18 protein-coding genes, 4 tRNA genes and 1 other RNA gene are annotated in these 22,203 nt (G+C 70.3%); 15 read left to right on the forward strand and 8 right to left on the reverse strand.

The window, feature by feature from the left end; genetic code table 11:
- Positions 1-4: 4 nt before the first annotated feature.
- Positions 5-1,264 (forward strand): tyrosine-type recombinase/integrase, encoded by a 1,260-nt coding sequence (locus OHA03_RS14665; protein ID WP_267004307.1) that lies wholly within the window; start codon positions 5-7, stop codon positions 1,262-1,264.
- Positions 1,265-1,344: 80 nt separating this feature from the next.
- On the opposite strand, the gene OHA03_RS14670 is transcribed toward OHA03_RS14665, so the two are convergent.
- Positions 1,345-1,432 (reverse strand) — tRNA-Ser (locus tag OHA03_RS14670).
- Between the two features lie 109 nt (positions 1,433-1,541).
- Here OHA03_RS14670 and ffs point away from each other — a divergent pair.
- The 6 genes from ffs (at position 1,542) to OHA03_RS14700 (ending at position 10,049) form a co-directional block, all read left to right on the forward strand.
- Positions 1,542-1,638: signal recognition particle sRNA small type (gene ffs / locus OHA03_RS14675), an RNA gene on the forward strand.
- 113 nt (positions 1,639-1,751) lie between these two features.
- Positions 1,752-3,935 (forward strand): DNA polymerase III subunit gamma and tau, encoded by a 2,184-nt coding sequence (locus tag OHA03_RS14680; RefSeq protein WP_267004308.1) that lies wholly within the window; start codon positions 1,752-1,754, stop codon positions 3,933-3,935.
- Between the two features lie 93 nt (positions 3,936-4,028).
- Positions 4,029-5,279 (forward strand): phosphoribosylamine--glycine ligase, encoded by a 1,251-nt coding sequence (gene purD, locus OHA03_RS14685; RefSeq protein ID WP_267004309.1) that lies wholly within the window; start codon positions 4,029-4,031, stop codon positions 5,277-5,279.
- 316 nt (positions 5,280-5,595) lie between these two features.
- Positions 5,596-7,356 (forward strand): hypothetical protein, encoded by a 1,761-nt coding sequence (locus OHA03_RS14690; RefSeq protein WP_267004310.1) that lies wholly within the window; start codon positions 5,596-5,598, stop codon positions 7,354-7,356.
- Between the two features lie 221 nt (positions 7,357-7,577).
- The gene (locus OHA03_RS14695; RefSeq protein WP_267004311.1) at positions 7,578-9,038 is read left to right on the forward strand and encodes a N,N-dimethylformamidase beta subunit family domain-containing protein; all 1,461 of its coding nucleotides are present in this window, start codon (positions 7,578-7,580) and stop codon (positions 9,036-9,038) included.
- 111 nt (positions 9,039-9,149) lie between these two features.
- Complete coding sequence (locus OHA03_RS14700) at positions 9,150-10,049, forward strand: phosphoribosylaminoimidazolesuccinocarboxamide synthase (RefSeq protein WP_267004312.1); 900 nt, start codon at positions 9,150-9,152, stop codon at positions 10,047-10,049.
- A 44-nt stretch (positions 10,050-10,093) separates the two neighbouring features.
- Here OHA03_RS14700 and OHA03_RS14705 read toward each other — a convergent pair.
- From OHA03_RS14705 to OHA03_RS14725, 5 genes are all read right to left on the reverse strand, one after another.
- Positions 10,094-10,169, reverse strand: a tRNA-Gly gene (locus tag OHA03_RS14705).
- 22 nt (positions 10,170-10,191) lie between these two features.
- Entirely contained in the window at positions 10,192-10,803 is a 612-nt protein-coding gene (locus tag OHA03_RS14710) for a response regulator transcription factor (RefSeq protein WP_267008052.1), read from the reverse strand.
- Between the two features lie 332 nt (positions 10,804-11,135).
- Positions 11,136-11,208, reverse strand: a tRNA-Gly gene (locus OHA03_RS14715).
- Positions 11,209-11,289: 81 nt separating this feature from the next.
- Positions 11,290-11,361, reverse strand: a tRNA-Gly gene (locus tag OHA03_RS14720).
- 126 nt (positions 11,362-11,487) lie between these two features.
- Complete coding sequence (locus OHA03_RS14725; RefSeq protein ID WP_267004313.1) at positions 11,488-11,823, reverse strand: Lsr2 family protein; 336 nt, start codon at positions 11,821-11,823, stop codon at positions 11,488-11,490.
- 382 nt (positions 11,824-12,205) lie between these two features.
- On the opposite strand from OHA03_RS14725, the gene purS reads away from it, so the two are divergent.
- The 6 genes from purS to OHA03_RS14755 all read left to right on the forward strand — a co-directional run bounded on the left by purS (position 12,206) and on the right by OHA03_RS14755 (position 17,259).
- Positions 12,206-12,466 (forward strand): phosphoribosylformylglycinamidine synthase subunit PurS, encoded by a 261-nt coding sequence (gene purS / locus OHA03_RS14730; protein WP_030929711.1) that lies wholly within the window; start codon positions 12,206-12,208, stop codon positions 12,464-12,466.
- On the forward strand, positions 12,463-13,143 hold the full coding sequence (gene purQ / locus OHA03_RS14735; protein WP_030929707.1) for a phosphoribosylformylglycinamidine synthase subunit PurQ: 681 nt from the start codon (positions 12,463-12,465) through the stop codon (positions 13,141-13,143). The genes purS and purQ overlap by 4 nt, the downstream gene beginning before the upstream one ends.
- Complete coding sequence (purL, locus tag OHA03_RS14740; RefSeq protein WP_267004314.1) at positions 13,140-15,389, forward strand: phosphoribosylformylglycinamidine synthase subunit PurL; 2,250 nt, start codon at positions 13,140-13,142, stop codon at positions 15,387-15,389. Before purQ ends, purL begins: the two co-directional genes overlap by 4 nt.
- Positions 15,390-15,457: 68 nt before the next feature.
- Positions 15,458-15,583 (forward strand): hypothetical protein, encoded by a 126-nt coding sequence (locus tag OHA03_RS14745; protein WP_267004315.1) that lies wholly within the window; start codon positions 15,458-15,460, stop codon positions 15,581-15,583.
- Between the two features lie 10 nt (positions 15,584-15,593).
- Entirely contained in the window at positions 15,594-16,394 is an 801-nt protein-coding gene (locus OHA03_RS14750; RefSeq protein ID WP_267004316.1) for a maleylpyruvate isomerase family mycothiol-dependent enzyme, read from the forward strand.
- Positions 16,395-16,458: 64 nt separating this feature from the next.
- Entirely contained in the window at positions 16,459-17,259 is an 801-nt protein-coding gene (locus OHA03_RS14755) for an META domain-containing protein (protein ID WP_267004317.1), read from the forward strand.
- A gap of 1 nt (position 17,260) precedes the next feature.
- Here the strand turns inward: OHA03_RS14755 and OHA03_RS14760 are convergent, their stop codons facing one another.
- Both OHA03_RS14760 and OHA03_RS48000 read right to left on the reverse strand, forming a co-directional pair.
- Entirely contained in the window at positions 17,261-18,745 is a 1,485-nt protein-coding gene (locus tag OHA03_RS14760; RefSeq protein ID WP_267004318.1) for a sulfatase, read from the reverse strand.
- Between the two features lie 174 nt (positions 18,746-18,919).
- Positions 18,920-19,012: a putative leader peptide gene (locus OHA03_RS48000; RefSeq protein ID WP_352303411.1), complete on the reverse strand. Its 93-nt coding sequence runs from the start codon at positions 19,010-19,012 to the stop codon at positions 18,920-18,922.
- A 462-nt stretch (positions 19,013-19,474) separates the two neighbouring features.
- Here OHA03_RS48000 and purF point away from each other — a divergent pair, with 462 nt between their 5' ends.
- Both purF and purM read left to right on the forward strand, forming a co-directional pair.
- Positions 19,475-21,001 carry an amidophosphoribosyltransferase gene (gene purF / locus OHA03_RS14765; protein ID WP_267004319.1) on the forward strand — a complete coding sequence of 509 codons (1,527 nt, stop codon included), beginning with the start codon at positions 19,475-19,477 and terminating at the stop codon, positions 20,999-21,001.
- Between the two features lie 60 nt (positions 21,002-21,061).
- A complete protein-coding gene (gene purM, locus OHA03_RS14770) occupies positions 21,062-22,135 on the forward strand; it encodes a phosphoribosylformylglycinamidine cyclo-ligase (RefSeq protein ID WP_267004320.1) in 1,074 nt (357 codons plus the stop codon).
- Positions 22,136-22,203: the final 68 nt, after the last annotated feature.

Genomic DNA, 22,203 nt, shown 5'->3' on the forward strand with positions numbered 1-22,203 from the left:
AGCAATGGCCAAGCGGCCCAAGCGCCCGGACGGGGCGTCGTCCATCTATCTCGGCAGTGACGGCTACTGGCACGGCCGCGTGACCGTGGGCATCCGCGACGACGGTAAGCGAGACCGGCGCCACGTCATGAGCAAAGTCAGCGAAGGGGAGGTGATCAAGAAAGTCCGTGCCCTGGAGAAGCAGCGGGACGAAGGCAAGGTGCGAAAGCCCGGACGGCCGTGGACCGTGAAGGCGTGGCTGCTGCACTGGGTGGAGGAGATTGCTAAGCCGTCGGTGCGAGAGAACACGTATGCCGGCTACGAGGTGGCTGTGCGGGTGCACCTCGTGCCCGGTGTGGGGGCGCACCGACTCGACAAGCTGGAACCGGAGCATCTGGAGCGCTTCTACAGCCGGATGCTCGCCAACGGCAGTAAGCCAGCGACCGCGCATCAGGTTCACCGCACGATCCGCACGGCACTGAACCACGCAATGCGCCGCGACCACATCACTCGGAACGTCGCCACTCTCGCGGTACCTCCGAGGATTGAGGAAGAGGAGGTGGAGCCATACGACATCGAGGATGTGCAGCGTCTCCTCTCCGAGGCCGCCAAGCTTCGGAACAGCGCCCGCTGGTCTATCGCGCTCGCGCTGGGGCTGCGGCAGGGTGAAGCGCTCGGGCTGCGGTGGGCGGATCTCGATACCAGTAGCGGTGTCCTGCGCGTCAGGAAGAGCCGTCTGAGGCCGAAGTACCTGCACGGGTGCGGGGGTGGTTGCGGCACGAAGCCGGGCTACTGCAAGAAGCGGGTCAGGAAGAACGAGGACACGGCCAACACGAAGTCGCGCGCCGGCCGCCGCGTTATCGGCGTCCCCGACGAGCTTGTGAGGCTGTTGGAGCTCCACCGCCGAGAGCAGGCACGCGAGCGGACGATCGCTGGGGAGGATTGGCGCGAGTCGGGGTTCGTCTTCACTTCGCCCGTGGGCGAGCCGCTGGTGCCGAGTACGGACTACGACGTGTGGAAGCGGCTGCTCGTCGATGCGAAGGTCCGGGATGGGCGCCTGCACGATGCGCGGCACACCGCGGCGACGGTGCTACTCATCCTCGGTGTCCCCGAACGGGTCGTGATGCAGATCATGGGCTGGTCGTCCACGGCGATGGCGGCCCGGTACCAGCATGTGACGGGCGGCATCCTCGCCGACGTCGCGCAGCGGGTCGGGGGACTCATCTGGGAAGTGGCCAAGGACCCCGAGGAGAGCGGCCCGGAGGGCTCTGAGAAGTCTCGTTGAGACTGCAGATGAGACTACGAACGTCGAAGGGCCCCACCGCAAGCGGTGGGGCCCTTCGACGTATTGCCCGGTGAGAGCAATGGCGGAGGATACGAGATTCGAACTCGTGAGGGGTTGCCCCCAACACGCTTTCCAAGCGTGCGCCCTAGGCCACTAGGCGAATCCTCCGCGGCAAACAATACAAGACGTTGAGGAGTGCTCGCGAACACGTTCCCCACCGACGGGGTCGGGACGGCAGCGGGTGGACTTGATCGGGGTGGGATCGGCTAAGGTAGGCATCAGCCCCTCACGTGGCGCTATCTGACTGAACTCCCCCAGGGCCGGAAGGCAGCAAGGGTAGGTTGGCTCTGGCGGGTGCGTGAGGGGCCCTTGCGTGTCCGGGGCCTGCGGAGCTTCCCGGTGTCTTCCGGTGGTGTGGATTGCCCGGTCCCCGGTGGTGTGCCCGGTCCGGGGCCGGTTGTCGGTCCGCCCCGATAACCTCGTAGGTGTGTCGTCCCTTGCGCTGTACCGCCGCTACCGCCCCGAGTCGTTCGCCGAGGTCATCGGGCAGGAGCATGTCACTGACCCGCTGCAGCAGGCCCTGCGGAACAACCGGGTCAATCACGCGTACCTGTTCAGTGGTCCGCGCGGCTGCGGGAAGACGACCAGTGCGCGCATCCTCGCCCGCTGTCTGAACTGTGAGCAGGGGCCGACGCCGACGCCGTGCGGGGAGTGCCAGTCCTGCCGGGACCTCGCGCGCAACGGGCCGGGATCGATCGATGTCATCGAGATCGACGCCGCATCGCACGGTGGCGTGGACGACGCCCGTGATCTGCGGGAGAAGGCGTTCTTCGGGCCCGCGTCGAGTCGTTACAAGATCTACATCATCGACGAGGCGCACATGGTCACATCGGCGGGGTTCAACGCCCTGCTGAAGGTGGTCGAGGAGCCGCCGGAGCACCTCAAGTTCATCTTTGCGACCACCGAGCCCGAGAAGGTCATCGGCACGATCCGGTCGCGTACGCACCACTACCCGTTCCGCCTCGTGCCGCCGGGGACGCTGCGCGAATATCTCGCCGAGGTCTGCGGCAAGGAGGACAGCTACGTCGAGGACGGCGTGCTGCCGCTGGTCGTGCGGGCCGGCGCCGGATCCGTGCGTGACTCGATGTCCGTGATGGACCAGCTGCTGGCGGGTGCGGGCGACGAGGGTGTGACATACGCCATGGCGACCTCGCTGCTCGGGTATACGGACCTGTCGCTGCTCGACTCCATCGTGGACGCGTTCGCCGCGGGCGACGGGGCGGCGGCGTTCGAGGTCGTGGACCGGGTGATCGAAGGCGGAAACGACCCGCGGCGCTTCGTCGCCGACCTGCTGGAGCGGCTGCGCGACCTGGTGATCCTGGCCGCTGTGCCGGACGCCGGGGAGAAGGGCCTCATCGACGCACCCGCCGATGTGGTCGAGCGGATGCAGGCCCAGGCGTCCGTCTTCGGCGCTGCCGAGCTGAGCCGCGCCGCCGACCTGGTCAACCAGGGGCTCACGGAGATGCGCGGGGCGACCTCGCCGCGTCTCCAGGTCGAGCTGATCTGCGCTCGGGTGCTGCTGCCCGCGGCCTTCGACGACGAGCGTTCGCTGCAGGCCCGGCTGGACCGGCTGGAGCGCGGCGCCTCCTTCGCGACCGCCGGGTCCGGGCCCGCCATGGGGTACGTGCCGGGACCTCAGACGCAGGCGCATGCGCCCGCAGCCATGGTTCCGCCGGGTGACGGGGTCGCTGCGGCGCGGGCGGCCGTGCGGGGGGACACCCCCGAGACCGCGCCCCCCGCCGCGCCCGTACAGCCCGCCCAGTACGCGGCCCCGGCAGCGCCCGCGGCCCCGGCAGCGCCCGCTGCGCCTGCCGCTCCCGCTCCGCAGCCGCCCGCCGAGGCTCCCACGGGTGGGCAGCGTCCCGGGGCCTGGCCCGCCGCTGCCGCACCGGAGTCCGGGCGCCGCCCCGGTGGCTGGCCGACCGCCTCCGCCCCGGGTCAGGCACCGGCCCCCGTCGCCTCTGCGGCCCCCGCCCCGGCCCCGGCGGCGCCGGCCCCCGCCCCGGGTGCCGCCCCCCAGCCGAGCCCGGGCATGACGCAGGGTGCCGCGCAGGTGCGGAACATGTGGCCGGACATCCTCGAGGCCGTCAAGAACCGGCGCCGGTTCACCTGGATCCTGCTCAGCCAGAACGCGCAGGTCACCGGGTTCGACGGCGCCACCCTGCAGATCGGCTTCCTCAACGCCGGTGCCCGCGACAACTTCGCGAGCAGTGGCAGCGAGGACGTGCTCAAGCAGGCGCTCGCCGAGCAGTTCAACATGCAGTGGAAGATCGAGGCGATCGTCGACCCGTCGGGCGGCGCGGGACAGCCCCAGCAGACCGGCGGTGGCCGGCCGTCCGCCCCGCCCGCACCGCAGCGCCCGACCGCGCCCGCCCCGCAGCAGTACGAGTCCCGGCCCGCGCCGGCCCAGCATCAGCAGCCGGGCGCAGGCCCCGCCGCGACCCCCGCCCCGCAGCCCCGGACCGCTCCCGAGCCGCCGCGTCCGGTCGCCCCGGAGGACGACACTCCGGAGGCGGACGACCCGGATCTGGTCGACTCGGCGCTCTCCGGTCATGACCTGATCGTCCGGGAGCTGGGGGCCACGGTCGTCGAGGAGTTCACCAACGAGTAGCGCGGGCCGGGCGGGGCCGCGGTACGCCTCACGGGCTGTCCACGGAGCGGCATCCGTCAAGGCCGCCGCGCCCCGGCGGTTAGGCTGCACCCCGTGAAGGTCCTCGTCATCGGCGGCGGCGCCCGCGAACACGCCCTGTGCCGCTCTCTCTCCCTCGACCCCGAAGTCACCGCTCTGTACTGCGCACCCGGCAATGCCGGCATCGCAGAGGTGGCCGAACTGCACCCGGTCGACGCGCTCGACGGCGACGCCGTCGCGGGCCTCGCCACCGAACTGGGCGCCGAGCTGGTGGTCGTCGGCCCGGAGGCGCCGCTTGTCGCCGGGGTCGCCGACGCCGTGCGCGCCGCGGGCATCCCCTGCTTCGGCCCCTCCGGCGAGGCGGCCCAGCTGGAGGGCTCCAAGGCGTTCGCCAAGGACGTGATGGCCGGGGCGGGTGTCCCCACCGCCCGCAGCTACGTCTGCACCACCCCCGCCGAGATCGACACCGCCCTCGACGCTTTCGGTGCCCCGTACGTCGTCAAGGACGACGGCCTCGCCGCAGGCAAGGGCGTCGTCGTCACGGGCGACATCGAGGCGGCCCGCGCCCACGCGCTGGCCTGCGACCGCGTGGTCATCGAGGAGTTCCTCGACGGCCCCGAGGTGAGCCTCTTCGCGATCACGGACGGCACGACCGTGCTGCCGCTCCAGCCCGCCCAGGACTTCAAGCGGGCCCTCGACAACGACGAGGGCCCGAACACCGGCGGCATGGGCGCGTACTCCCCGCTCCCGTGGGCCGATCCCAAGCTGGTCGACGAGGTCATGGAGACGGTCCTCCAGCCGACCGTCGACGAGCTCCGCCGCCGCGGCACCCCCTTCTCCGGGCTGCTGTACGCGGGTCTCGCGATCACCTCGCGCGGTGTCCGTGTCATCGAGTTCAACGCCCGCTTCGGCGACCCGGAGACCCAGGTGGTCCTGGCCCGTCTGAAGACCCCACTGGCCGGTGTCCTGCTGGGCTCCGCCAACGGCACCCTCGACGAGCTGCCTCCGCTCAAGTGGCGCGACGACGCCGCGGTCACCGTGGTCATCGCCTCGCACAACTACCCGGACACGCCGCGGACGGGTGACCCGATCCACGGCCTCGACGAGGTGGCGGCGCAGGATGCCCCGCATGCGTACGTCCTGCACGCCGGGACCAGGCGCGACGGCGACGAGATCGTCAGCGCGGGCGGTCGCGTGCTGTCCGTGACCGCGACCGGCAAGGATCTCGCCAGCGCCCGTGAACGTGCCTACACGGCGGCCGCGCGGATCCGGCTCGACGGCTCGCAGCTGCGTACGGACATCGCCCGGAAGGCTGCCGGGGTCTGACCGGGCGGCCCCGGCCGGCCCTGTACATCGCGCCCCCTCAGGCCCGAGGCCCGAGGGGGCGCGGCACGTCCCCGGACGTCCCGGCCCGCTGCCCGGGCGCCTCTGCCCTATGGACACCGGTCCGTCAGCACCTTTGCCCAAAGCCATTCCATCGAGTGACGGCTGAGCCATCCGGATGACGCCCGCCGAGGCCCCAACTAGGGTGCGGCGCAAGCGTTCCGGCACTTGGCCCACCGGCATTGCGATGTCGGTGACGGGTGCCACAGTGGGGGAGTGAGCACTACCGCCGCGGGGGCAGAGGGGGTGACGTCCGGCCGTGTCCGGTACCGGTACTGGTGAGGAGCTGGGTGTGCAGGCTGCGCGTGCCCGAGCTCTTGCCCTGCTGCGCATCCGCAGCAGGGCAACGGCCGTGGCCCTGCTGCCGGCGGCGGTCGCTGTCGTGCTGCTCGTCGCGAGCGCGCAGGGCCGCATCGGCGGTGGCGGTTGGGACGCCGCGCGCTGGGCCGTGACGGCCTGCGCGGCGGTCGTGCTGCTGGGCGCCGCGGCGGTCTCGGTCGCGATCGTACGAGCGAGGCCGGCGGTCAGTCCGACCGTCCCGCTCACCGAGCAGGCCGCCCCCGATCTGTACCGGCTGGTCCGGGACCTCGCCGACCGGCTCGGCGTACCCGCACCGTCGGCCATAGCCCTGACGCCCGACTGCGACAGCTGGCTGGAGGACCGCACACACCCCTCCGCACAGCCCGCGGAGAGCTCGGCGACCCGGCCCGCCGCCTCCGGTGGCCGCCGTCATCGGGTGCCGGTGGCGCCCGTGCTGGTCATCGGGTCGCCGTTCCTGTGGTGGATGCGGGTTGCCGAGCTACGGGCGGTGCTCGCCCCGGTCGTCGCAGGTACGGGCCCCGCCGCCCACCCCGATATAGACGCCGCCCGCCGTTTCGTACGAGGGCTGGACGGCGCGGTCGCCGATGCGGCCGTCCCCGCCCCCGGACGGTTCGCGCGGCTGCGCGGGCTGCCGCGCGGCCTCGTCGGCTGGATCGCCCGGCTGCTCCTGCGCAGCTGTCGCGGCCATGCCGCCGCGATGGAGCGGGGTGTCGCCGCCGCCGCGTCCGAGCGTGCACAGGCTGTGGATTACGGGCTGCGGATCGCGGCCCAGGAGCAGGTCGGCCTTGCCTACGCGGGCTGGGACCGGCTGCTCACCCGGGTCGCGCTGCCGGCCTGGCGGATGGGCCGCTGGCCGTCCCGGCTCGACGCGGGCGTCGTCTCCGCCCTCACCGAGCTCTCCCGGCGCGATCGCCTCGCCGAGGGCTTCACCTCCCGACTCGGCGAGCGCCCCGCCTGCGACCTCCTCGAGGAGCCGGGCGCGGCCGACGAGGCGGCCTCGCTGCTCGCCGCCCGCCTCTTCCACGGCGGCCCCGCAGAGACCGGTCCCGACTGGTCCCCGGTCGACTGGCAGCAGTACCCGGAAGAGGTTGTCGACCGGAAGTGGCGTACCGAAGCGGCCCGCCTGCTCCGCGTCCTCGATGCGATGGGTGTACGTCCCGCCCCGGCCGGAGGACCCGACGAGGCGGTCGGGGGAGCCGGGGCCGTCCGGGCTTTCGGGGCACACGGCGCCGGTGTCGCCGTGCCCACACTGGCCCGGGTCGTCGAGCAGCTCTCCGGCCCGGACGGGCGGGGCGAGGAGCTCGCGGCCGGGATCAGCGCGGCGGTGGCCCGCGAGGAGGCCGCAGCCCCGCAGCAGCCTCCGGCAGGCTCGCCCGCGGGCGCTGCCTCCGACGGTGACGCCCTGGACTTCTGGGGCCCCGACCCCCTGCCGCTCTTCCCGCTCCAGCCGCCCCGTACCGGCACGGAGCTGCTCGCCGACCATGTCGCGGCGATGGTCTGCTGCGCCGCCGTGGACACGGCAGGCGCGGCGCCCGGCCTCGACTGGCTCGACGGGCCGGCCCTGCTGGTCGACGGCGAGCGCCGGGCCGATCTGGGCAGTCCCGTGCTCAGCCTGGTCGAGGACGGGGACGCCGGACCGCTGCGTTGCTGGCTCGCCTCGGTCGGCGTCCGTACCGACAAGCCCGTCCGCCTCGTGTGACCCACGGCCCACCCCGTCCCCGCCCGGCACCGGCGGCACCGGCCGGTATCCGGAGGGGCTCGTTCCATTCACGTCAATTCGCGACGAACGGTGACGGAGTGCATGCGTTATGTGATGTGCTGGGGACCGACGCTGACAGCCGTCGCACCACAGGCTGACACTCGGCGCACCACAGTCGGCACATCACCGTTGTCTCGGGGGATTCGAGGGAGGTAAGCGCTATGGGGGCGGAGCAGATTCGTCGGTGGGAATCGGGTGCCCTCGCGCATGCCGTCTCCGACCCCTTCGGCCAGGGCCCCCTGCCCTGGCTGCGCGGCAGTGAGAACTACTTCGACGACACCGGCCAGGTCGTCCCCTGGTACGCGGATCTCGCCCTGGCCCGCGGTACCGGAGGCGGCACCCGTACCGCCGACGACGTACACCGCCAGATCAAGGGCTTCATCTCGACCGGCGCCGCGGCCCCCGGCGAGGCGATCGACTTCCACATCACCGTGGACCCGCCCCAGCAGTTCTCCGTGGACATCTACCGGATCGGCCATTACGGGGGCGACGGCGCCGCCAAGATCACCACCAGCCCGCGGCTCTCCGGCATCGTCCAGCCGCCCCCGCTCACCGCCGACCGGACCGTCTCCTGCCACCACTGGTGGCAGTCCTGGCGGCTGCAGATCCCCACCTACTGGTCGATCGGCGCCTATGTCGCCGTGCTCACCACGGCCGACGGATACCGCTCTCACATCCCTTTCACGGTGCGTGACAACCACCCGGCCGATCTGCTGCTCGTCCTGCCGGACATCACCTGGCAGGCGTACAACCTCTACCCCGAGGACGGCCGCACCGGCGCCAGCCTGTACCACGCCTGGGACGAGCAGGGCCGGCTCCTCGGCGAGGAGGACGCCGCGGTCACCGTCTCCTTCGACCGCCCGTACGCGGGTGCCGGACTGCCGCTCCACGTCGGTCACGCCTACGACTTCATCCGCTGGGCCGAGCGGTACGGCTACGACATCGCCTACGCCGATACCCGCGATCTGCACGCGGGCCGGATCGACGTCAGCCGCTACCGGGGCCTGGTCTTCCCGGGCCACGACGAGTACTGGTCGGTCCCCATGCGCCGCACGGTGGAGGCCGCCCGGGACGGCGGCACCTCGCTGGTCTTCCTCTCCGCCAACACCATGTACTGGCAGGTCAGCCTCTCACCGTCGCCGTCCGGCGTGCCGGACCGGCTGCTCACCTGCCGCAAGCGCCGCGGCCCGGGGAAGCCCGCGCTCTGGCGCGAGGTCGACCGGGCCGAGCAGCAGCTTCTCGGCATCCAGTACGCGGGCCGGGTCCCCGACCCCCATCCCCTGGTCGTACGGAACGCGGAGCACTGGCTCTGGGACGCGACCGGGGCCGACGAGGGCGACGAGATCGACGGCCTGGTCGCGGGCGAGGCCGACCGCTACTTCCCGCGCACCACACTCCCTCAGCACGAGAACCGCATCCTGCTCGCCCACTCCCCCTACCAGGACAGCGAAGGCACGACGCGCCACCAGGAGACATCCCTGTACCGGGCCCCTTCAGGCGCCCTCGTCTTCGCCTCCGGCACCTTCGCCTGGTCCCCGGCGCTGGACCGCCCCGGCCATGTGGACCCGCGCATCCAGCGCGCCACCGCCAATCTCCTCGACCGCATCTGCAAACACGCCTGAACGACGCGTCACCGCCGCCACGTACTGCCCCTGCTCCACCCCGCTCCACCTCACCCCATCCGGATACGGGACAATCGGAACGACTCCTGGATCAACCTACGCGGAGGCAGCGTGTCCGGATTCGTAGAAAAGCCCGAGCCCGTGGTGGTCCCCGGACTCACCCACCTCCACACCGGCAAGGTGCGGGATCTTTACCGGAACGAGGCGGGCGACCTCGTCATGGTCGCCAGCGACCGTATGTCCGCGTACGACTGGGTCCTGCCCACCGAGATCCCCGACAAGGGGCGCGTCCTCACCCGGCTGTCGCTGTGGTGGTTCGACCAGCTCTCCGATCTCGTCCCGAACCACGTCCTGTCCACGGAGCTCCCCGCCGGGGCGCCCGCGGACTGGGCCGGCCGGACGCTGATCTGCAAGTCGCTGCGGATGGTCCCGGTCGAGTGTGTCGCCCGCGGCTATCTGACCGGCTCGGGCCTCGTCGAGTACAACGCGTCCCGTACGGTCTGCGGCCTCGCCCTCCCCGAGGGCCTCGTCGACGGCTCCGAACTCCCGGCGCCGATCTTCACACCCGCCACCAAGGCCGCCGTCGGTGACCACGACGAGAACGTGTCGTACGAGGAAGTGGCCCGCGAGGTCGGCACGGAGACCGCGGCCCGGCTGCGCCGCACCACCCTCGACGTCTACGCCCGGGCCCGGGACATCGCCCGTGAGCGCGGCATCATTCTCGCGGACACGAAGTTCGAGTTCGGCTTCGACGGTGACGAGCTGATCATCGCGGACGAGGTGCTGACGCCGGACTCGTCGCGCTTCTGGCCGGCCGCCGCCTGGGAGCCGGGCAAGGCCCAGCCCTCGTACGACAAGCAGTTCGTACGGGACTGGCTGACCTCGCCGGCCTCCGGCTGGGACCGCAAGAGCGAACAGCCGCCCCCGGCACTGCCGCAGGAGATCGTCGACGCGACCCGGTCGAAGTACCTGGAGGCGTACGAGCTCCTCACCGGCAACACCTGGCAGTAGGAAACGAAGAAGGCCCCGGTCACGAGGACCGGGGCCTTCTTGCGTGGAGCGAACGACGAGGTTCGAACTCGCGACCTCAACCTTGGCAAGGTTGCGCTCTACCAGCTGAGCTACGTTCGCATGCGCCGAAGCGCGAGAACCACTATACCCATCCTCGTCCCCGCTCGAGACGCACTGCCGCATGACGGTTTTCCGCGCCGAGCTTCGAGGCGGCCGCGGAGAGGTAGTTCCGTACGGTCCCCTGCGACAGGGACGCCCGCTCCGCGATCTCCGCCACCGGCGCCCCGTCCGCCGCCAGTTCCCGCACCTCGGCCTTGCGCAAGGTCAGCGGCGAGTCCCCGGCGGAGATCGCGTCGGCGGCCAACTCCGGGTCCACGTAACGGTTTCCGGCGTGCACGGTACGGATGATGCCGGCCGGCTGCCGGGCGCTGACCGTCTTCGGCACGAACGCCCGCACACCCGCCGCGAGCGCCCGCTTCAGATGTCCGGGGCGGCCGTGACCGGTCACGATCATGGTCCGGCAGCCGGGCAGTTCAGCCCTCAGCGATGTGGCCACACTCACACCGTCCGCACCCGGCATCTGCAGATCGAGTACCGCCACGTCGGGGCAGCGGGCCCGCGCCATGGCGAGAGCGTGCGGACCGGCGGCCGCCTCCGCCACCACGACGAGGTCGTCCTCCAGCGCGATCAGTGCGGCGAGCGCACCGCGGATCAGATGCTCGTCATCGGCGAGCAGTACGCGTATCGCGGTCACCGCCGCCCCTCCAGGACCGCCGGACGGGTTTCCCGGCGGGCCGGCGGGACCTTCGCCGTCAGCCTGAACAGCCGTCGACCCGCGCGCCACGGAGAAGGAGATCCCGGTCACGGCCTCGAGGCGGCCGGCGCGGCGTCGCCGCATTCCGTCCGCCTCGATCACGCATTCATCGCCGGTCATGCCTTCAGGCTTCCGCCTGATGGCGGCCGCAAGCAGTGCGAGCTGTCACCACTGCCCATCACAGACGTCATGTTCAGTCACGGAGCAGAGCACCGGAATACGCCGAAGGCCCTGGTCGATATCGACCAGGGCCTTCGAACAACACGATCAAGAGCGGACGACGAGATTCGAACTCGCGACCCTCACCTTGGCAAGGTGATGCTCTACCAACTGAGCCACGTCCGCATTGCTGCCGCTCAGCTTTCACTGGGCGGTGCGAACACCACCCTACCTGATCCACCGGAGTGGTCGATAAGAGTGATGCAGAGCGGGTGACAGGAATTGCACACTGCGCCTTCCCCCTGGAAGGGGGATGTTCTGCTACTGAACTACACCCGCACGCTGCGTGAGGTTCGGCCTTTTCGGCCTTGCCCCTCGGCGTGCTCCAGACTCTAGCCGACCTGATGGGGTGTCGCGCAAGTCGGTGCCTGCGGGGTGTCGTCGCAGGGTGCGTTCCGGTACCCCTCAACTCGCCTCGCGGAAGGCCTCGTAGACCTTCTTGGGGATCCGGCCGCGGGCCGGTACGTCCATTCGGTGGGACCGGGCCCAGGCGCGCACGGCTGCAGGGTCGGGCGCGAGCGAGGTGTGCCGGTACGACACGGGGGTCTTGCCGTGCTTGCTGGCATTTGTCTGCTTACGGCCGGCTGCCATGTACGGGGCCAGGGCCTTGCGCAGTTTCTTTGCATTGGACGGATTCAGGTCGATCTCGTACGACTTCCCGTCCAGGGCGAAGGCAACCGTTTCCGCCGCATCTCCCCCGTCGATGTCGTCGGAGAGCGTGACCACTACGCGCTGAGCCACGGATATTGGTCCTTTCCTGCGGCATCGGCGCTTCTGGCATGCGCTGATGCCGGCCTTCCGGCTGCTGGGCGGATGGGGGCCGACATGTGTCGACTGTTTAGAGGCAATACTGCTTTCCCTGCTAATCATTTGTACAGCGGTAGGCACCGCATTGTGAAGCCCAGCCAATTACCTCCGCGTGTCCGCCTTCTATGCGCGATCCTGTGAGGGTTTTTTTTGCGGGACTTTTCCCGCACGTTGTCACGGCCGATATCTCCGCGTGATCAGGGCCTGGCGATATCTACCCGCGTAGAATTTCTGGCCAGGTAGGCTGAGGTCACCTGCGGGGGTCTGGGGAGCCCCCCGGAGAAACAGCCGCACCACACCACCACCGGGAGTGCCAGTGGCACGCGTCGTAGTCGACGTCATGCTCAAGCCCGAGATCCTCGACCCGCAGGGACAGGCGGTGCAGCGTGCACTGCCCCGTCTCGGCTTCGAGGGAATCGCGGACGTACGTCAGGGAAAGCGTTTCGAGCTCGAGGTCGAGGGGCCGGTCGACGACGCCGCCCTGACCCGCATTCATGAGATGGCCGAGACGTTCCTCGCCAACACCGTCATCGAGGACTTCACCGTGAAGGTGGAGAAGGCCGAGGAGTCGAAGTGACTGCTCGTATCGGAGTCGTCACCTTTCCCGGCACGCTCGACGACCAGGACAGCCTGAGGGCCGTACGCGTCGCGGGCGCCGAACCCGTATCGCTGTGGCACCGCGACAAGGACCTGCACCAGGTCGACGCGGTCATCCTGGCGGGCGGTTTCTCCTACGGCGACTATCTGAGGGCCGGAGCCATCTCCCGGTTCTCGCCGGTCATGGAGACCGTCATCGAGCAGGCGAAGGCCGGAATGCCGGTCCTCGGTATCTGCAACGGCTTCCAGATTCTGACCGAGGCACATCTGCTGCCCGGCGCGATGCTGCGCAACAACCACCTGCACTTCATCTGCCGTGACCAGAAGCTGCGCGTCGAGAACGCGGAGACGGCCTGGACCTCGGACTACTCCGCGGGCCAGGAAATCTCCGTACCGCTCAAGAACATGGACGGGCGCTACGTCGCCGACGAGCGCGTCCTCGACGAGCTGGAGGCGGAGGGCCGCGTCGCCTTCCGCTACCTGGACGTGAACCCCAACGGTTCGCTGCGCGACATCGCCGGCATCACCAATGCCGCGGGCAACGTCGTCGGTCTGATGCCGCACCCGGAGCACGCCGTCGAGCCGCTGATCGGAACCGGTCGCACCGACGGCCTCGGTTTCTTCACCTCGATCATCAAGAAGCTGGTCAACGCATGAGCCTGGATACGGTCAAGCACGCGGCCGAGACCCCGGACGTCGCGCAGCCCTGGAAGGAGCTCGGCCTCAAGGAGGACGAGTACGCCCGGATCCGCGAGATCCTGGGCCGTCGTCCCACCGGCGCCGAGCTCGCCATGTATTCCGTGATGTGGTCCGAGCACTGCTCGTACAAGAGCAGCAAGGTCCACCTCAAGCAGTTCGGCGAGAAGGTCCCCGCCAACGACGCGATGCTCGTCGGCATCGGCGAGAACGCCGGTGTGGTCGACGTCGGTCAGGGTTACGCGGTCACCTTCAAGGTCGAGTCGCACAACCACCCCTCGTACATCGAGCCCTACCAGGGCGCGGCCACCGGCGTCGGCGGCATCGTCCGCGACATCCTCGCCATGGGTGCCCGCCCCGTCGCGGTCGTCGACCCGCTGCGGTTCGGCGCGGCCGACCACCCCGACACCAAGCGGGTCCTGCCCGGCGTCGTCGCGGGCATCGGCGGGTACGGCAACTGCCTCGGTCTGCCGAACATCGGCGGCGAGGTCGTCTTCGACGCCTGCTACCAGGGCAACCCGCTCGTCAACGCCGGCTGCATCGGCGTGATGAAGCACGAGGACATCCACCTCGCCAAGGCCTCCGGCCCCGGCAACAAGGTGATCCTGTACGGCGCCCGCACCGGCGGCGACGGCATCGGCGGCGTCTCGGTCCTGGCCTCGGAGACCTTCGAGTCGACCGGCCCGGCGAAGCGTCCGGCCGTCCAGGTCGGCGACCCGTTCCAGGAGAAGCTCCTGATCGAGTGCACCCTGGAGATCTTCGGCGAGAAGCTCGTCGCCGGTATCCAGGACCTCGGCGGTGCGGGCCTCTCCTGCGCCACCTCGGAGCTGGCCTCCGCAGGTTCCGGCGGTATGCGCGTCGAGCTGGACACCGTTCCGCTGCGCGACTCCTCCCTCTCGCCCGAGGAAATCCTCATGAGCGAGTCGCAGGAGCGCATGTGCGCGATCGTCGAGCCGGGCAACGTCGGCCGCTTCATGGAGATCTGCGAGAAGTGGGACGTCATCGCCACCGTCATCGGTGAGGTGACCGAGGGCTCGCAGCTGGAGATCTTCTGGCACGGCGAGCAGATCGTCGACGTGCCGCCGCGGTCCGTCGCCCACGAGGGCCCGACGTACCACCGCCCGTTCGCCCGCCCGTCCTGGCAGGATGCGCTGCAGGCCGACGACGCGAACAAGCTGGCCCGCCCGGCGAACGCCGCCGAGCTGCGCGAGCAGGTCCTCAAGCTGGTCGCCTCGCCGAACCAGGCCTCCAAGGCGTGGATCACGGACCAGTACGACCGGTTCGTGCAGGGCAACACGGTGCTCGCGATGCCCGAGGACGCAGGCATGGTCCGGATCGACGAGAAGTCGAACCTGGGCGTGGCCATGGCGACCGACGGCAACGGCCGGTACGCGAAGCTCGACCCGTACACGGGCGCGCAGCTCGCGCTGGCGGAGGCGTACCGCAATGTCGCCACCTCCGGCGCCAAGCCGCTCGCCATCTCGGACTGCCTGAACTTCGGTTCACCCGAGGACCCGGACGTCATGTGGCAGTTCGCCGAGGCCACCCGTGGTCTCGCGGACGGCTGCCTGGAGCTCGGCACCCCGGTCACCGGCGGCAATGTGTCGCTGTACAACCAGACCGGTGAGACGGCGATCCACCCGACGCCGGTCGTGGCCGTGCTCGGTGTGATCGACGACGTGACACGGCGTACGCCGGTCGCCTTCAAGGAAGAGGGCCAGCTCCTCTACCTGCTCGGCGACACGCGTGAGGAGTTCGGCGGCTCGGCCTGGTCCGAGGTCGTCCACAACCACCTCGGCGGTCTGCCGCCCAAGGTCGACCTGGGCCGCGAGAAGCTGCTCGGCGAGATCCTGATCTCGGCGTCCCGCGACGGCATGGTCGACGCGGCGCACGACCTCTCCGACGGCGGCCTGATCCAGGCGGTCACCGAGTCCTGCCTCCGTGGCGGGAAGGGTGCCCGGCTGGTCGTGCCGGACGGTCTGGACGCGTTCACGTTCCTCTTCTCGGAGTCGGCGGGCCGCGCGGTCGTCTCGATTCCGCGCAGCGAGGAGCTCCGCTTCAACGACATGTGCGGGGCGCGGGGTCTGCCCGTCACCCGGATCGGTGTCGTGGACGGCGAGGAGATCGAGGTCCAGGGCGAGTTCAGCATTCCGCTGAGCGAGCTCCGCACGGCGCACGAGGCGACGATTCCGGGCCTGCTCGCCTGAGTCGGTTCCGTGTCAGCGCTTTGAGCGAAGCCCCCGTCCGGTCCACCGGGCGGGGGCTTCGTCATCGCGTGCGTATCGGTGCCGGATCGGTCCTCGGCGGTGGTGAGCGGCAGCGCCGGTGCGGCTCGGAGTCCCGCCTGGCCTCCTTCGCGACCGAGGCCGACCGGGGCACGGCGCCCGCCGACTGCCCGTAGGCTCGCTGCCATGCCGCCGTCCCAGAAGCGCGCCCGCCGCTACGACCTCGTCAGGACCCGCACCGCCGTTCAGGCACAGTTCGCCCATGTCCGGGCGGCGGTCAGTACTCTGACGCCGGATCAGCTGGCTCGGCCGACCCGGCTCGGGGAGTGGACGGTGCGCGAGCTCGCCGCCCATCTCGCGATGGCTGTCTCGAACGTCTGCCGGAACCTGGAGCTGCCGGAGCCGCCCGGCGAGAAGCCCGACCTCACACTGATGGAGTGGCCGTTCTCGACCGCCGGGCGGGCGGGCCGGATCGCCGATGACACCAAGGTGCTCGCCGCGGACCGCCCCGATCTCGACGCGTTGTACGCGGAGGTCGCCGACAGGTTCGAGGCGATGGTGCCGGGCGCGGGCGAGGACCGGCTGCTGCCCACCCGGGTGGGCGTGATGCGGCTGGGCGACTTCCTCGTCACCCGCACGGTGGAACTCGTCGTGCACACGGACGACCTGAACACGGCGACCGGGCTGGACATCCCGTACGACCGGCAGGCCCTTGCCGCCTGTACCCGGTTGCTCACGGACGCCCTCGCGGAGAAGGCGCCCGGCGGTTCGGTCGAGGTGCGCGTCCCGCCGTTCGCCGTCGTCCAGTGCGTCCAGGGTCCGAAGCACACCCGCGGTACGCCGCCCAACGTCGTCGAGACCGATCCGCTGACCTGGATCCGGCTCGCCACCGGGCGTACCCAGTGGTCCCGGGCGCTCGACGAGGCGAAGGTCAGCGCGAGCGGCGAGCGGGCCGACTTGAGCGGCCTGCTGCCACTGCTCGGCTGACGGGAGGCGACGGGGGAACCGGATCGGACCCTCGTACCGTCACATGGCCATGTACGGACAACGAATGACCGTCAGCGTCCTGGCTCTCCTCACCCTCGCCGCGTGCGGTACGGAGTCGGGCTCCGGCTCCGGGTCCGGCGACGGCAGCGGCACCGTACGGACCGGCCCGCCCGTCACCGGCGTCCACTGGAACGTCGACTCGGTGACGGTCGAAGGGGAGAGGACCGCGGCCCCGGACGGAGCCCACGTCACGATCACGCCCGACGGCAGGGCCACCGGGAACTTCGGCTGCAACCACTTCACTGCCGCGGTCCGCGTGGACGGCGACACGGTCACCGTGAAGCCGGCCACGACCACCGAGATGGGTTGCGAGAAGGATCTTCAGCAGTTCGAGCGGGCCCTGTCCGGCGCGTTCAGCGGCAGACTGACCGCCGCCGCGACGGAGAAGCACCTGACCCTGACCACGACGAAGGGCGACTCCATCGCCTTCACCTCGGAGCCTTCTGCCCCGCTCATCGGCACCACCTGGACCGTCACCGCTCTGGTCTCGGGCTCGGCCGTCTCGTCGCTGCCCGCCGGTGCGGAGAAGACGGCGCGACTGAGCTTCGGCAAGGACGACTCCGTGCAGGGCATCCCCGGCTGCAACCAGATGCGCGGCGCCGCGAAGGTCTCCGGCTCCGCCATCACGTTCGGCCGGATCAACGGCACCAAGATGATGTGCCCAGATCCGCAGATGAAGGTGGAACGCGCGCTGCTCGCGATCCTGGACGGGAGGACGACGTACAGGATCGATCACCGCACGCTGACCCTCACCGCAGCGAACGGAGAGGGTTTCAGCGCCACGGCACCCGCACCCGGGAAGTGAGTCAGGACCCCGTCGAGTACGGCAGCAGGTCGGCGTCCGTCTTCTCCCAGGACGCCCGCAGCTCGGCCAGCAGCTTCGGCTCGGCCTGTGCCCGGTCCGCCTGCTCCCGCTGGTCATGGGCGAGCTGGAACAGCTGGTCGGCCCCGCCCTTGCCCCGGTAGTACTTCCAGTCGCCGCGTCGCAGCGCCCGCTCCCCGCGTACCCGCCAGAACAGATCCCGCTCCTTCGGCTCCTCGCCCCTGAACAGGTATCCGGCGAGGCTGATGCCGTCCAGCGGGTACGCGGGATCCGGCCGCGCGCCGCCGAGCTCCAGCAGCGTCGCGGTCCAGTCCGGCGAGAACACCGGAAGTCCGCTCACCTGGTGCGGGTCGATCCTGGCCGGCCAGCGCAGCACTGCCGGGACCCGGATCCCGCCCTCCTGCAGCGAGGACTTGTTGCCGGAGAGCGGCCACTGGTACGAGAACCGCTCGCCGCCGTTGTCGCTGGCGAAGAAGACCAGGGTGTCCTCCTCCTGGCCGGACCGCTCCAGTGCCTTCAGCACCTCGCCGACCGAGCGGTCCAGGTCCTCCACCATCTGCTTGTACTTCTCGACCGAGCCGCCGTCCGCGTGGAACAGCCCCGCCAGGCCCCCGGCCCTGATCCTGCGGACGATCTCGGCGCTCTCGGCCGTGTCGCCCTCCGCGATCCACGGCCAGTGCGGGGTGGTGAAGTTGAGATTGAGCAGCCACGGCCTGTCGTGGTCGCGCTGTACGTACTCGCTCGCGCGCTCGGTCAGGATCCGCGTGTAGTAGCGCAGGTCCTTGTACTCGGCGTCGCCCTCGTACAGGTCGTACTCGCCGGCGAGGCCGAGCTTGGAGTAGTACTCCAGCGCCCCGCCGAAGTTCCCGAAGAACTCGTCCCAGCCGGACCTGGTGGGGCTGTAGTCCGGCAGATAGCCGCAGTGCCACTTACCGATCAGCGCGGTGGCGTACCCGACTCCGCGCAGCAGTGAGGCGAGCGTGGGATGGGTGGGTTCGAGACCCACCGACCGGTCCGCGATGGGCTCGGCGAGACCGCCCTTCGTACGGCCCGGATAGCGCCCGGTGTAGAGGCTGAACCGGGTGGGGGAGCAGGTCGCGGAGCCGGCGTAGGCGTCCGTGAACCGCACGCCCTGGCGGCCGAGACGGTCCAGGTTCGGGGTGTGGATGTGCGGGGCGCCGTACGAGGAGAGGTCGGCCCAGCCGAGGTCGTCGCCGAGGATGAAGAGGATGTTGGGCCGCCGGGAGTGCTTGCCGCGGGCTGCCCGGAAGGGGCGCTCACCAGCGGCCTCGGCGGGAGCCACCGCAGCCGCTGAGAACGGTGTGGCGGCGGAGGCGGGCGTGGCGACGGCCGGGATTCCGACTGCGGCGGTCGCGGCGGTCGCGCCGACGGCGGTCCCGAAGGCACGCCGGGTCAGCGGTATCGAATCCGTACTTTCGTTCGAACTGCTGGGATCGCGAGAAGGCATGACTGCTCCAGGGCAGGGCTCGGCCGCGCACGGCGGGGCGGTGGAGGGAAGACCTAGGCGGACCCGTCAGGCGTCACACGCGGACGCGCATGCGGGTACGAGTGAGGGAAAGCGGAAGCGGAGGGCGCCGACGCGAGGGCGGGCCGGACACCGTCGGCGGCATCGACGCGGAAATCAGGCGCAGCGACAGATGGCGCTCGCGACACGTCCCAGATCGACGTGGCGGCGCTCCACGAGCGTGACCGAACGGTCACCGAGAGGCTGCATGGGCCAGGAGCCTGCCAAGGGGGCATGCGCCTGTCAACGCCGGTCTCGCACTCCGGACGCCGACGCGCCGTGAGATCCGAAGCTCGGGGCGGTGCGATCCCCGAACCGAGGCGTGGTGGCGGGGAAAGCCGCATACCGCCCGTCGGCCCCTCGTCCGGTGTGAGGCTCACCACGAAACGAGCGTTCGGCCAGCGCCTTCCCCGGTCCGTCGACGGACGCGCCGAGCGCGCGCCCGGCCCTGCGGTCCCGTGACGGCCTCATGGCCGGAACTGGTCGGTAACCCGCCGCCAGGCCGGGCCTCGGCCGCCTCGCTGCCCCTCCTCCGCCCGCCCGCAGCCGAGAATCGTCACTTTCCGTGACCTCGCGATCGACCCCGGGAACGGCGTTCTGGCGCCCTTCCTAGGTGCTCCGGCAGGTGTCCCCAATTCGGACCAGTGGTCGATCTCGCCTACACTCGGTGGCGTGCCCCGTGGTGATGGACGACTCAACCACGACCTGCTCCCCGGAGAGAAAGGCCCCCAGGACGCTTGTGGCGTCTTCGGTGTCTGGGCTCCGGGTGAAGAGGTCGCCAAGCTCACCTATTTCGGACTGTATGCCCTGCAGCACCGTGGACAGGAGTCCGCGGGCATTGCAGTGAGCAACGGGTCCCAGATCCTGGTCTTCAAGGACATGGGACTGGTCTCGCAGGTCTTCGACGAAACGTCTCTGGGATCTCTCCAGGGCCATATCGCGGTCGGTCATGCCCGCTACTCCACCACCGGTGCCTCGGTGTGGGAGAACGCGCAGCCGACGTTCCGTGCGACCGCGCACGGCTCGATCGCCCTGGGTCACAACGGCAACCTGGTCAATACGGCCCAGCTCGCCGAGATGGTCGCCGACCTTCCCCGCAAGGACGGCCGCGCCACCCAGGTCGCCGCGACGAACGACACCGACCTGGTGACCGCTCTGCTCGCCGGCCAGACCGACGACGACGGCAAGCCGCTCACCATCGAGGAGGCCGCCGCCAAGGTGCTTCCCGATGTGAAGGGCGCCTTCTCGCTCGTCTTCATGGACGAGCACACCCTCTACGCCGCCCGCGACCCGCAGGGCATCCGCCCGCTGGTCCTCGGCCGGCTGGAGCGCGGCTGGGTGGTGGCATCCGAATCCGCCGCCCTCGACATCTGCGGCGCCAGCTTCGTCCGCGAGATCGAGCCGGGCGAGCTCGTCGCCATCGACGAGAACGGTCTGCGCACTTCGCGGTTCGCGGAAGCGAAGCCCAAGGGCTGCGTCTTCGAGTACGTCTACCTGGCCCGCCCCGACACCGACATCGCCGGGCGGAATGTGTACCTCTCCCGCGTGGAGATGGGCCGCAGGCTGGCCGCCGAGGCCCCGGTCGAGGCCGATCTGGTCATAGCGACCCCGGAGTCCGGCACCCCCGCCGCCATCGGTTACGCGGAGGCCAGCGGCATCCCGTTCGGTGCCGGCCTGGTCAAGAACGCGTACGTCGGCCGGACCTTCATCCAGCCGTCCCAGACCATTCGCCAGCTGGGCATCCGCCTCAAGCTGAACCCGCTCAAGGAAGTCATCAAGGGCAAGCGCCTGGTGGTCGTCGACGACTCGATCGTCCGCGGCAACACCCAGCGCGCACTGGTCCGGATGCTCCGCGAGGCCGGCGCCGCCGAGATCCACATCCGGATCTCGTCCCCGCCGGTGAAGTGGCCCTGCTTCTTCGGTATCGACTTCGCGACCCGCGCGGAACTGATCGCCAACGGCATGTCGGTCGACGAGATCTGCACGTCGATGGGTGCAGACTCGCTCGCGTACATCTCGCTCGACGCGATGGTCGAGGCGACGACGATCGCCAAGCCGAACCTGTGCCGCGCCTGCTTCGACGGCGAGTACCCGATGGAGCTCCCGGACCCGGAGCTGCTCGGCAAGCAGCTGCTGGAGACCGAGCTGGCGGCAGGCCCCGCGGCCACCGCCGCGGCCGACGCGCTGCGTCGTCCGTGACCGGCCAGGCACACCAGCCCTGCCATCAGCCCCGTATTTCCACACGAAAGATCCCAGGCAATGTCTGAGACAACAGGTGCTTCCTACGCGGCAGCGGGCGTCGACATCGAGGCCGGCGACCGTGCCGTCGAGCTGATGAAGGAGTGGGTGAAGAAGACGCAGCGCGCTGAAGTCGCGGGCCTTGGCGGCCTGGGCGGATTCGCCGGCCTCTTCGACGCCTCGGCGCTCAAGCGTTACGAGCGTCCGCTCCTCGCCTCCGCCACCGACGGCGTCGGCACTAAGGTCGACCTCGCCCGCCAGATGGGTGTGTACGACACCATCGGCCACGACCTCGTCGGCATGGTCGTCGACGACCTGGTCGTCTGCGGTGCCGAGCCGCTCTTCATGACCGACTACATCTGCGTCGGCAAGGTGCACCCCGAGCGTGTCGCGTCCATCGTGAAGGGCATCGCCGAAGGCTGTGTCCTGGCCGGCTGCGCCCTGGTCGGCGGCGAGACCGCCGAACACCCGGGCCTGCTCGGCCCTGACGACTTCGATGTCGCCGGCGCCGGTACGGGCGTGGTCGAGGCCGACCGGCTGCTCGGCCCGGACCGTATCCGTAAGGGTGACGCGGTCATCGCGATGGCGTCGTCCGGACTTCACTCCAACGGGTACTCGCTCGTCCGCCACGTCGTCTTCGACCGGGCCGGCTGGGCGCTGGACCGCGACGTCGAGGAGTTCGGCCGCACGCTCGGCGAGGAGCTCCTGGAGCCTACCAAGATCTACTCGCTGGACTGCCTGGCGCTGACCCGTACGACCGAGGTGCACGGCTTCAGCCACGTCACCGGCGGCGGCCTCGCCAACAACCTCGCCCGGGTCATCCCGGACGGGCTGCACGCCACGGTCGACCGCTCCACCTGGACCCCCGGCGCGGTCTTCGACCTGGTCGGCAAGGCCGGTCAGGTCGAGCAGCTGGAGCTGGAGAAGACGCTCAACATGGGTGTCGGCATGATCGCGATCGTCCCCGCGGACTCGGTGGACGTCGCGCTGACGACGCTGGCCGACCGCGGAGTCGACTCCTGGGTCGCCGGTGAGATCACGGATCGCGGCACGCATGCGACGGGTGCCGAGCTCACGGGTTCGTACGCGCGGTAGCCGGGGTGGGGGCAGGACGCAGCGGAGCCGTCCGGTGCGTTCGTTCTGCCCTCCATCGCCGGGCGGGC

It is taken from the genome of Streptomyces sp. NBC_00154, assembly GCF_026342835.1.
In the GTDB taxonomy this organism is placed as follows: Bacteria; Actinomycetota; Actinomycetes; order Streptomycetales; family Streptomycetaceae; genus Streptomyces.